This is a genomic window from Pseudomonas aegrilactucae (assembly GCF_019168305.1).
Lineage (GTDB): Bacteria > Pseudomonadota > Gammaproteobacteria > Pseudomonadales > Pseudomonadaceae > Aquipseudomonas > Aquipseudomonas aegrilactucae.
Genome location: NZ_JAHTBI010000019.1, coordinates 42612 through 51683, shown reverse-complemented (window position 1 = coordinate 51683; position 9072 = coordinate 42612). Strand labels below are relative to the sequence as shown.

The 9072-nt window shown below is 63.4% G+C and carries 5 protein-coding genes; 1 reads left to right on the top strand and 4 read right to left on the bottom strand.

Annotation, left to right across the window (positions count from 1 at the left end):
* Positions 1-86: 86 nt before the first annotated feature.
* The 3 genes from nfuA to KUO17_RS06955 form a co-directional block, all read right to left on the bottom strand.
* Positions 87-671, bottom strand: a complete 585-nt coding sequence (gene nfuA, locus KUO17_RS06965; RefSeq protein WP_217974526.1) for a Fe-S biogenesis protein NfuA — start codon at positions 669-671, stop codon at positions 87-89.
* Between the two features lie 69 nt (positions 672-740).
* A complete protein-coding gene (locus KUO17_RS06960; RefSeq protein ID WP_217974524.1) occupies positions 741-1763 on the bottom strand; it encodes an acyltransferase family protein in 1023 nt (340 codons plus the stop codon).
* 111 nt (positions 1764-1874) lie between these two features.
* Entirely contained in the window at positions 1875-4175 is a 2301-nt protein-coding gene (locus KUO17_RS06955; RefSeq protein WP_217974523.1) for a fatty acid cis/trans isomerase, read from the bottom strand.
* 155 nt (positions 4176-4330) lie between these two features.
* On the opposite strand from KUO17_RS06955, the gene metH reads away from it, so the two are divergent.
* The gene (metH, locus tag KUO17_RS06950) at positions 4331-8038 is read left to right on the top strand and encodes a methionine synthase (protein ID WP_217974521.1); all 3708 of its coding nucleotides are present in this window, start codon (positions 4331-4333) and stop codon (positions 8036-8038) included.
* A gap of 109 nt (positions 8039-8147) precedes the next feature.
* Here metH and KUO17_RS06945 read toward each other — a convergent pair whose 3' ends face one another.
* Positions 8148-9044 carry a LysR family transcriptional regulator gene (locus KUO17_RS06945; protein ID WP_217974519.1) on the bottom strand — a complete coding sequence of 299 codons (897 nt, stop codon included), beginning with the start codon at positions 9042-9044 and terminating at the stop codon, positions 8148-8150.
* Between the last annotated feature and the right edge of the window lie 28 nt (positions 9045-9072).

Here is a 9072-nt window from a genome sequence, read left to right as displayed (position 1 = left end):
AAGCCAGCTCCCACAGGGTTACGGGTAATCTCAACATTGCGCGGTACCTGTGGGAGCTGGCTTGCCAGCGAAGGGGCCCGAAAGGTTTAGTAGTAGGCGTTCTCTTTCTGCGTATGGTCAGTCACGTCACGCACGCCCTTGAGCTCCGGAATGCGCTCGAGCAAGGTGCGCTCGATGCCTTCGCGCAGGGTCACGTCGGCCTGGCCACAGCCCTGGCAACCACCACCGAACTGCAGCACGGCAATGCCGTCTTCAACCACTTCGATCAGGTTCACCTGGCCGCCATGGCTGGCCAGCCCCGGGTTGATCTCGGTTTGCAGGTAATAGTTGATGCGCTCGTTGATCGGACTGTCGGCGTTGACCATCGGCACCTTGGCGTTCGGCGCCTTGATGGTCAGCTGGCCACCCATGCGGTCGGTGGCGTAGTCGACCACTGCATCCTCGAGAAAGGGAATGCTCACCGCGTCCAGGTAGGCGGTGAAGCTCTTCAGGCCTACGGCTTCATCCTCCTGTTTTTCTTCGCCCGGCTTGCAGTAGGCGATGCAGGTTTCAGCGTAGGTCGTACCCGGTTGGGTAATGAAAACGCGAATGCCAATGCCTGGGGTATTCTGCTTTTCCAGCAGATCGGCCAGGTAATCGTGCGCGGCGTCGGTAATAGTTATGGCGCTCATGTAAGTTCCTCACAGACTTGCCCGCAGTTTACGCCAACACGGCCTGCGAACAAAGTCCTAGTAAACCTGTCAGGAATGTGCAACCGGCACCGCCGGCCCCAGGCGCGCCTCGAACCAGCCGTGCATGCGCCGGTACAGGCGCTTTTCCAGCCACTGGTAACTGGCCCACGAGGCTGCGGCAATCACCGGCACGCACAGCGCAAAGACCAGGTACGGGCTCAACCCCAGGCGCTCGCTGGCGAACCAGCCGCCATACAGCACCAGCACATGGATCAGGTACACCGAATAGGAGCAGTCACCCAGCGCCTTGAGCAGGCGGTTGCCCCGGAAATAGGGCTCCAGCGAGATGCACGACAGCACGATCAACGCGCTCGGCAGGCCCCAGTGCAGCAGGCGTGACGACGCATCGAGCCGGTAGATCGCCACGGCCGCGGCGGCGATGGTCAGCAGCGGCAGCCACAAGCCCTGGACGATCCAGCCACGCCGGTACACCACACCGATGGCCACCCCCAGCAGGAACTCGTAGATGATGTTGTTGCTGTAGAAACGCCCCAGCACGCCCAGCCCGGTCAGCACTTCGCTGACCACGAACAGCGCCAGCGCCACCAGCCACAGGTGATGACGCTGGCGCACCAGGAATACCAGCGAGAACAGCAGGTAGAAGAACATCTCGTAGTTCAGCGTCCAGCCCACGTTCAGCGTCGGGTACAGCCCGTAGCCACCCGGGTTCTCTGCCGGGATGAACAGCAACGACAGCAGCAGGTGCTGAAGCTTGAGGGTCTGGTGCGGCATCCACTGGCTGGCCACCACCAGCAGCAACGCCATCAAGCCCGTATAGAACCAGTAGGCCGGCACGATGCGCAGCACCCGGTTGAGCAGAAAGCGCGTGGGCTCAATGGGTTTGTCACGGGTCGACAGGTAGATCACCAACCCGCTGATGACGAAGAAGATATCGACCCCTACCGCGCCGCGGTCCGCCAGCAACTGGCCTACCGGGCCCTCGGCGTTGAAGTCGAAAAAGATCTGTATGAAGTGGTGACACACCACCACCCAGGCGGCGAACGCCCGCAGTGCCTGAAGCGAAAACAACATCCGGATACCTGTCTCTCGTTACCCTACCCTGGCCCCGGACAAATCGGGACCGCTTGCGGGTGGGACTACGAAAGGCCGGGAAAGATCAGCCCGATCTGCCCGGCGGTCGTCTCAGAGGTTCTCGTAGCGGTTCATGTCCAGCACCCCGGCCTCCAGCGGATCGGTGTCCTTGATGTAGCTGTTCAGGTCATGGAAGTACTGCCAGAACTGCGGATGGCTGCGCCGCACGCCCCAGCGCATGACGATGCGCTCGAATTTCGCCGGGTCGTCGCGGGCGGCTTCCATGTCTTCGACCCACTCCGGTACATCCTCGGCGGGGATGTTGAAGATGAAGTTGGGGTAGCTGCTCATCACCCCGGGGTAGATCGTCAGGGTGTCCAGCCCCGGCTGATAGCGGTAGGCCTCGCCGAGCATGAACGCCACGTTGCTGTGCGCACGGTTGCGCAGCAGGCTGTAGACCTTGCGCGTGCCGCCCTGCCCTTCGATGCGCAGCATCGTGGCTTCGGGCAACTGGCCGATCACTTTCAGGCCCGCTGCCGGGCGGGAGGTCAGACGGCTCAGGGCCTGCTCCACGTCACGCAACTGCTCGGTGCTGCCGGGCAGCGAGCAGTACGCGCCCTGGCACCGGTTGATCGGGTCGGGCGAGGCGTTGAGGCTGCCGGTGCGCTGCACCAGCTTGAGGCCGAAGTCACGCTTGGGGTCTTTGGGGTCGAGCGTGAGCGCGCTCGGGGTGTCGGTGTCGATGTCCTCGTAGTCCATCCACATCTTCACCTTGCCGCTGTTCTGGTACCAGTCGCCGAGAATGTCGCCCCGCTGTTCGGCCGGCATCAGGCGCAGAAAGTTGACCTCGGCACCGTTGCGGATCAGGTCGAAGTACAGCCGCGTCTGCGCCTGGTGCGAGACGTTGCCGTACACGTCGAAGTTCACTGCCAACTGGTAATAGGTGCGTTCGAACAGCGGGTAGTCGAACAGCCACATCGTCTTGGGCACATCGCCGATCAGGCCCTTGGTCACCGAGGCACTGTCGAAGTGGCGGAAGATGGTCAGCAGCGCGTTGTCGTTGCCGGCCCACAGGCTCGACCAGCTGGGCGGCGGCATTTCGGCATAGGCATCGCGGCGCAGCTTCTCGTAGTCGTTGCGCTTGTCGCGGTAGGCATGCCACAGGGTCAGGATGCTGCCCACGTCATCGATCTGACCGGGCATGGCCAGCAGCGGCGTGGCCCTGCCGCGGTAGTCGGCGTCGGTCAGGTAACGGTCGTGGGCCGGCTCCTGGAACAGGGTCCAGAAGTTGTCGCGGATCACATCGGTGGCGATCTGCCCGCGGCATACGGGCCCGCGAATGAAGGTGCGCACGAAGTATTCGGCGTTATCCAGCATGAACTGGTAGCGCGCCACGGCCGGGATCGCCTCGAAGGTCTCGAACGGGTTGGCACGGTGGCGCGGGCCATAGCCGGGCAAGGCGTTGGCGTGCCAGTCACCGCTGTAGAACAGCTGCTTCACGCGCTTGAGCTTGTTGGGCCCCATCGGGTAGGTGATGTGGGTCTTGTGCACGATCACGCCCTGCACCGGCAGCAGGCGGTAATAGAAGTCGGTGCCCGGCGGGTCGTTGGGGCGACGCGTGGCGATCAGGTCGATCGGCTGGCCGCTTGGCGTGCGTGAGCGTACCCACTGGAAGAAGTGGCCCGGTTCACCGCCGACAAAGTGCACATGGGCCAGGAACAGGTGCTCGTACAGCCAGCGCCCCACCAAAGCCTCGGTGGAGCCTGGACGGTTGAGTAGTGCTTCCCACTCGCCAATCTGCGCTGCTTCCGTCGCGCTCGGCTGGATCGGGTTGTGCTCCACCGGCGCACCGGCAGCCAGCCAGCGCTGCAGGGTCTGGTACTCGGCGTCGGTCAGGCCGGTCACCGCCAGCGGCATGCCCTCTTTGGGGTGCGCGCCGGCATAGGCGTCGAACTCGCCGGGCAGCGGGCACATGTTGTTGCGGTTCAGGCCCAGCACGATCTCTTCAGGCAGCTTGGCATTGGGCGTCAGCGGCGCACTGTGGCCCAGTTCGAGCATGCGCGCCATCAGCGCAGCCTGACTGCCCTGGTTGTCGAGCACCGAGCTGAAGCCCTTGCGCTGCCACCCCTCGACACTCTGCGCGTCATAGAACAGCCGTGTCGGTGCTACGGCGGTGCTGCGGTCGCCCTGGTAGACAGGCACCTTCGAGGCGCCGCGCTCGACGCCTTCGGCGCTGCCCAGGTTCAGTTGGCAGGCCGCGTCGTTGCAGGCATGACAGGCCACGCACTTCTCGGTGAAGATCGGTTGAATGTCCCGGGTATACGAAATAGCCGTGCCGGTGGCGGGGGCTTGCCCGAACGCAACGCCGCTGATGAGCAGCGCAAGAACGCCGGCAAGTAAACGATGCACCATGTGCCAAATGTCCTGGTATTGATAGCTTCACGATTCTACCGGTGACAGCAGCGCGCCAACATGAATGAAATTCATGCAAACCAGCGACACGCCTAAAAACCGCGCAGGTTTGTTATTATTCCGCAACTTTTGTATTTGCCCGACCAGGTAGTCCTATGTCTGACCGCAGCGCTCGTTCCCAAGCACTTCAGCACGCCCTCAAAGAGCGCATACTGATCCTCGATGGCGGCATGGGTACTATGATCCAGAGCTACCGCCTGGAGGAACACGACTATCGTGGCACGCGCTTCGCCGACTGGCCAAGCGACGTCAAGGGCAACAACGACCTGTTGCTGCTGTCGCGCCCCGACGTGATCGCTGCCATCGAGAAGGCCTACCTGGATGCCGGCGCCGACATTCTGGAGACCAACACCTTCAACGCCACCCAGGTGTCCCAGGCCGACTACGGCATGGAAGCGCTGGTGTACGAGCTCAACGTCGAGGGCGCGCGCATCGCCCGCCAGGTCGCCGACGCCAAGACCCTCGAAACCCCCGACAAGCCGCGCTTCGTCGCCGGCGTGCTGGGCCCTACCAGCCGCACCTGCTCGATTTCCCCCGACGTCAACGACCCGGGCTATCGCAACGTCACCTTCGACCTGCTGGTAGAGAACTACATCGAGGCGACCCGTGGCCTGATCGAGGGCGGCGCCGACCTGATCCTGATCGAGACCATCTTCGACACCCTCAACGCCAAGGCGGCGATCTTCGCCGTGCAGCAGGTGTTCGAGGATGACGGCATCGAGTTGCCGATCATGATTTCCGGCACCATCACCGACGCCTCGGGGCGTACCCTCTCGGGGCAGACCACCGAAGCGTTCTGGAACTCGGTGCGCCACGCCAACCCGATCTCGGTGGGCCTGAACTGTGCACTGGGCGCCGCCGACCTGCGGCCCTACCTCGAAGAGCTGTCGAACAAGGCCGGCACCCACGTGTCGGCGCACCCCAACGCCGGCCTGCCCAACGCCTTTGGTGAATACGACGAGACCCCGGCCCAAACCGCGGCCGTGATCGAAGAGTTCGCCGCCAGCGGCTTTCTCAACATCATCGGCGGTTGCTGCGGTACCACCCCAGGGCATATCCAGGCGATTGCCGAAGCCGTGGCCAAGTACCCGCCACGCGTGATCCCCGAGATTCCCAAGGCGTGTCGCCTGTCGGGCCTTGAGCCGTTCACCATCGACCGCAGCTCGCTGTTCGTCAACGTCGGTGAGCGTACCAACATTACCGGTTCTGCCCGCTTCGCCCGCCTGATCCGTGAAGAGAACTACACCGAAGCCCTTGAAGTGGCCCTGCAGCAAGTGGAGGCCGGCGCCCAGGTGATCGACATCAACATGGACGAGGGGATGCTCGATTCCCAGGCGGCCATGGTCAAGTTCCTCAACCTGATCGCCGGCGAGCCGGACATCTCCCGCGTGCCGATCATGATCGACTCCTCCAAGTGGGAAGTGATCGAAGCCGGCCTCAAGTGCATCCAGGGCAAGGGTATCGTCAACTCGATCTCGATGAAGGAAGGCGTCGAGGCCTTCAAGCATCATGCACGCCTGTGCAAGCGCTACGGCGCCGCCGTGGTGGTGATGGCGTTCGACGAGGTCGGCCAGGCCGACACCGCCGCGCGCAAGCGCGAGATCTGCAAGCGCAGCTACGACATCCTGGTCGATGAAGTGGGCTTCCCGCCCGAAGACATCATTTTCGACCCGAACATCTTCGCCGTGGCCACCGGCATCGAAGAACACAACAACTACGCGGTCGACTTCATCGAGGCCTGCGCCTACATCCGCGACCACCTGCCCTACGCGCTGACCTCGGGCGGGGTGTCCAACGTGTCGTTCTCGTTCCGTGGCAACAACCCGGTGCGCGAGGCGATCCACTCGGTGTTCCTCTACCACGCGATCCAGAATGGCCTGACCATGGGTATCGTCAACGCCGGCCAGCTGGAGATCTACGACGAGATCCCGGCGCTGCTGCGCGAGAAGGTCGAGGACGTGGTGCTCAACCGCACCCCTGAGGGCACCGACGCCCTGCTGGCGATTGCCGACGACTACAAGGGCGGCGGCGCGGTCAAGGAAGTCGAGAACGAAGAATGGCGTTCGCTGCCGGTCGACAAGCGCCTGGAACACGCGCTGGTCAAGGGCATCACCGCCTTCATCGTCGAAGACACCGAGGAGTGCCGCCAGCACTGCGCACGCCCGATCGAAGTGATCGAGGGGCCGCTGATGAGCGGCATGAACATCGTTGGCGACCTGTTCGGCGCGGGCAAGATGTTCCTGCCCCAGGTGGTCAAGTCGGCGCGGGTGATGAAGCAGGCGGTAGCCCACCTGATCCCGTTCATCGAACTGGAAAAAGGCGACAAGCCCGAAGCCAAGGGCAAGATCCTGATGGCCACGGTCAAGGGCGATGTGCACGACATCGGCAAGAACATCGTCGGCGTGGTACTGGGCTGCAACGGCTATGACATCGTCGACCTGGGCGTGATGGTGCCGGCCGAGAAGATCCTGCAGGTGGCACGCGAGCAGAAGTGCGACATCATCGGCCTGTCCGGGCTGATCACCCCGTCGCTGGACGAGATGGTGCACGTGGCCCGCGAGATGCAGCGCCAGGACTTCCACCTGCCGCTGATGATCGGCGGCGCGACCACCTCCAAGGCGCACACGGCGGTGAAGATCGAGCCCAAGTACAGCAACGATGCGGTGATCTACGTGACCGACGCCTCGCGCGCGGTGGGCGTGGCCACGCAGCTGCTGTCCAAGGAACTCAAGCCGGGCTTCGTCGAGAAGACCCGCCTGGACTACATCGAGGTGCGCGAACGCACCGCCAACCGCAGCGCACGCACCGAACGCCTGAGCTATGCGCAGTCGGTCGAGGCCAAGCCCAAGTACGACTGGGCCGGCTATCAGCCGGTGGTACCGACGTTCACCGGTGCCAAGGTGCTGGAGAACATCGACCTCAAGGTGCTGGCCGAGTACATCGACTGGACCCCGTTCTTCATCTCCTGGGACCTGGCCGGCAAGTACCCGCGCATTCTCACCGACGAAGTGGTGGGTGAAGCGGCCACCGCGCTGTTCGCCGATGCACAGGAGATGCTGGCCAAGCTGATCGACGAGAAGCTGATCAGTGCCCGTGCGGTGTTCGGCTTCTGGCCGGCCAACCAGGTGGCGCATGACGACATCGAGGTGTACGGCGCGGACGGTGAGCCGCTGGCCCTGCTGCACCACCTGCGCCAGCAGACGATCAAGCCGGACAGCAAGCCGAACTTCTCGCTGGCCGACTTTGTTGCGCCCAGGGACAGCGGCATTACCGACTATGTGGGCGGCTTCATCACCACTGCCGGCATCGGCGCCGAGGAAGTGGCCAAGGCCTACCAGGACAAGGGCGACGACTACAGCTCGATCATGGTCAAGGCCCTGGCCGACCGCCTGGCCGAGGCGTGTGCCGAGTGGCTGCATGAGCAGGTGCGTAAAGAGTACTGGGGTTATGCCAAGGACGAGCACCTGGACAACGAGGCGCTGATCAAGGAGCAGTACGCGGGTATCCGCCCTGCCCCGGGCTACCCGGCGTGCCCGGACCATACCGAAAAGGAGACCCTGTTCCGCCTGCTCGACGGCACTGCGATTGGCGAGACCGGACCGAGTGGCGTGTTCTTGACCGAGCACTTTGCGATGTTCCCGGCAGCGGCAGTCAGCGGCTGGTATTTTGCGCACCCGCAGGCGCAGTACTTTGCCGTGGGCAAGGTCGACAAGGACCAGATCCAGAGCTACACCGCACGTAAAAAGCAGGACCTGGCGGTGACCGAGCGCTGGCTGGCGCCCAACCTTGGGTACGACAACTAAGCGGCGGTGACGCCTTCGCTGGCGAGCCAGCTCCCACAGGGTTCAGTGGTGTTCACAGAACCTGTGGGAGCTGGCTTGCCAGCGAAGAGGCCAGCACAGCCAACCGCCTCTAAAGCAACAACCGCGAAAAATCGCAGCAGCGCACCGCCAGTGCAGCCACATCCGGGTTCAACCCGAACTGCCGATCAGCCCGGTGCAACGCCGCATAGCGAATACGCGGCAACCCCGGCGTAGTCACGATCGCGCGCAATGCCCCGCGCTCGATCAAATGCGACAGGCACGCCTTGGGCAAATAGCTCACCCCCACCCCCGACAACGTCAACCCCACCTGCACCAGCAGGTTGTGGCTGGTGAGGGTGCGCGGCATCTGCACATTGTGCGTGGCCAGCCAACGCTCATAGATCAGCCCCGTACCCGACTGCGAGCCCTGGGTCAGCACCGTGCACCCAGCCAATCGTTCCAGGCTCACCGGGTCGGCCTCCGGCACCAGCCCAGGAGCACACATCCAGGCGTTCTCCACGCTCTTGAGCGGCGTTGCCACAAAGCGTGCATCGCTGTACACGTCCGGCACCACGATCAGGTCCAGCTGGTCGTTCTCCAGCTTGTGGTACAGCTCGCTGCTCAACTCCACCGAGGGCTCGATCTGCACCTTGGGGTACGCCTGACGCATCGCCTCGACCAGCGCCGGCAACCAGGTCAACGCCGTCAGCTCGGTCACCCCGAGACGAAACCGTCGCACCAGCACCTCCCGCGCGCTCACCCGCTCCAGCAGGTAGTCACGCCGTTCGAGCAGGTCCTTGGCGTAATCGAGCAGCTCGCCGCCCTTCTCGGTCAGCCGCGCATTGCGCTTGCTGCGGTCGAACAACGCCACCTCGAAGGTCTCCTCCAGCTCCTGGATACGCTTGGAAATCGCCGATTGCGACATGTTCAGCTTGCTGGCCGCCGCCTCGAAACTGCCAAGCTCGGCAATCCAGTACAACGCCTCGATCTGCTTGAAGGTAATCATGAGCATTTCAACATGAAAAAAAGCGATG

Excerpts from the sequence above, each read along its gene's own strand:
- metH (WP_217974521.1), top strand. The coding sequence starts at position 4,331 with ATGTCTGACCGCAGCGCTCGTTCCCAAGCACTTCAGCACGCCCTCAAA.
- KUO17_RS06960 (WP_217974524.1), bottom strand. The coding sequence starts at position 1,763 with ATGTTGTTTTCGCTTCAGGCACTGCGGGCGTTCGCCGCCTGGGTGGTG.
- KUO17_RS06955 (WP_217974523.1), bottom strand. The coding sequence starts at position 4,175 with ATGGTGCATCGTTTACTTGCCGGCGTTCTTGCGCTGCTCATCAGCGGC.
- nfuA (WP_217974526.1), bottom strand. The coding sequence starts at position 671 with ATGAGCGCCATAACTATTACCGACGCCGCGCACGATTACCTGGCCGAT.
- KUO17_RS06945 (WP_217974519.1), bottom strand. The coding sequence starts at position 9,044 with ATGATTACCTTCAAGCAGATCGAGGCGTTGTACTGGATTGCCGAGCTT.